This is a genomic window from Pseudomonas sp. 05T35 (assembly GCF_056396605.1).
The window spans coordinates 1-2,235 of the sequence record NZ_JBFTLU010000598.1; the positions used below are offsets into that span (position 1 = coordinate 1).

The 2,235-nt window shown below is 52.1% G+C and carries 2 protein-coding genes and 1 pseudogene; 2 read left to right on the top strand and 1 reads right to left on the bottom strand.

Annotated features, from left to right (window positions below):
• Positions 1-526 (bottom strand): UvrD-helicase domain-containing protein (locus AC1DH9_RS27740; RefSeq protein ID WP_477809194.1); only part of this gene is annotated, 526 nt, incomplete at its 3' end.
• A gap of 847 nt (positions 527-1,373) precedes the next feature.
• On the opposite strand from AC1DH9_RS27740, the gene AC1DH9_RS27745 reads away from it, so the two are divergent.
• Positions 1,374-1,907 (top strand): BRO-N domain-containing protein, encoded by a 534-nt coding sequence (locus AC1DH9_RS27745; RefSeq protein ID WP_427535958.1) that lies wholly within the window; start codon positions 1,374-1,376, stop codon positions 1,905-1,907.
• A gap of 121 nt (positions 1,908-2,028) precedes the next feature.
• Positions 2,029-2,235, top strand: a pseudogene (locus AC1DH9_RS27750) (HNH endonuclease); the annotation flags it as partial.

Sequence of the window (2,235 nt, forward strand, 5' to 3'; positions counted from 1 at the left end):
CATAAGCGTCGAGAGTTGCGACCTTAATACCAGCAGCTTCAGCCGGATCTGAGAGATAGCCTTTTATTCGTTGGCGAATTTCAAAAACAGCAGTTTGAGTGAAGCTAACTATTAAACAATTAACCGCCTCGATTCGCCCCTGCTCTATGAGTGAGGCAAGCCTGGCGCACGCAACGGCGGTTTTTCCTGTTCCTGGTCCCGCATCGACAATCAACCTCGCAGTGCCAGAAGCGGAGATAACTGCATGCTGCGAAGGATCCCAACCTACGGTCAGAGTTGGGGCTGGTTCGAGCGCGGCTGCGGTGATCCGAGGTGGGGGTGGAAAAGTCTCACAAACTTCTACTGCACTATTACAAACCTGTGGTGAAGGAGGAGGAAACCCGTCGAGGTAAACAATGCCTTCATGAATAGGCCAAAGTTTCTTGTTATAAGTGATTGCCGGTTTGCCATCCAGAGAGCGCAGGGGGCGGAGTATCTGATCGATGACGATGTTGTCACGAACTAGCGACACCAGAATGTCTGTCACGAGATGCACCCTCGGTCTAGAGGCGGCTCGGTGAGCTTTTCTGCTTCACGAGCAGGAAGGCTCAGCGTTGCAAATCGCCATGTTCGAATAGTGCGCAAGGCTGCATGGCGATGCATCAGTCGCCAGTCCAGCTTGTTGGTGATCGACAAGCCCAAAACGTACGTCCATTCCATGTAATACCCCATGCTCCAGATATGGATATTGCCTGAAGATGAAGGCCCTGTGCTAGCATCGTGACGAAGAGTTTGTATTGTTGCCTACAAGGGGCGGCTAGGCGCCGCACGCCAGATTATGTTCGCTCCGGTGACGTAGCCATTTTTGACTCCCCTAATATAGGGCGTGCCAGTACTGCCAAATGCAGTCAAACAGTCCTTGAGATGGTTTGGTACGGCCAAGGGTCGCATTAGAAATAGCATTACCTGCCCCCCGCACAGATCCGTACGTGCGCAGCTACCGCATACGGCTCCTGCATCAAAGGCGTGATACGAGTTAGCTACGTGCACGGCGAACCTTTTTATTGCGCAGAAAACGCTTTACGCATCCCTACGTTACGCCACCAAAACTCCTACAGCACTTCCAGTTCCTTCCGCATTGATGCCCATTCAAAACACCTCTAAGCTCCATTACAGGTGCCTAAGAAACACCCAACGTAGAAGCTGACTTCCTCACACAGAACCGCGTGTTGTCTCAAAGGCATATGCGTAATCCAGTGTGTGAAAGAGACGGCTTGTTGGGATTTCTTACATCCTCTACGTCGGGTTCTGACCCTTTCCAAATTCATACGTAGAGGTAATGGGTATGCCTACACAAAATCCACTCCGCTCTCCCGCAGCTTTGGAGATCGGTCATGTCTGACTCCTTCATTTCAACGGTTTTCACCCGCCATAATCTCCACCTTCACGCCCTCCTTCTGGAAAACCAGCCATGGTTCTGCGCCCGCGATCTGGGTCGGTTGATGGGTGTCTATCTAAACGAACGCATGGTCAGCAAGCTGGACGAAGACCAGCGGCACACGCTGACGATTCGTTACCACGGTCAGCCGGAAAGCAGGCTTATGCTCAGCGAATCGGGTGTGTATGCGTTGTTGGTGTATCACTACGCACCGGGGCATCGGTTGCTGCGCGAGTGGTTGACGCATCAGGTGGTGCCGGCGCTGCGAGACGCACGGCAATCGAAAAACACAGATCGGCCAATGTTGAGTTTGTTGGATTGGCCAGAGATGTCGTTGAGTTTGTTGCATTGGCAGGATGAAGGCTGGATTCGGTTACGGGATATGCCTTATTTGCTGCTCAACCGTACGCGGCGGCGGGTGCCGGTGGTTAGGCCTTGGTGGCGGAAGGTGATGGATTGGTTTCAGTGGTCCAAAGCTTCGGCGAGTTAGCGCGACGGAGTCTTGCGTAGGACCAATCGAGCGAAAAAAATGGTCTTGCCTGTAGGAAATTTCGTAGACGGCGTAATGGCCACTCAGTATCGTCCGAGGGTTTTCAACCCTCGGCGATTGTATGGACACTGGAAAAAAGAACAGCGACTGGAGCGACTTAGAGATTAAGGCTGCGGTCGATGCCTATTTGAAGATGCTGGCACTTGAGCAAAGTGGCCAGAAATTCAACAAAGCTCAGGAAAATCGCCTGCTACGCCAGGGTGTCTTATCGGAACGCACCGAAGGTTCCGTTGAATTTCGGATGCTGAACATTTCAACAGTATTGTTA

Bases quoted from the DNA above. Each gene is read 5' to 3' on its own strand.
- AC1DH9_RS27745 (WP_427535958.1), top strand. From the start codon at position 1,374: ATGTCTGACTCCTTCATTTCAACGGTTTTCACCCGCCATAATCTCCAC.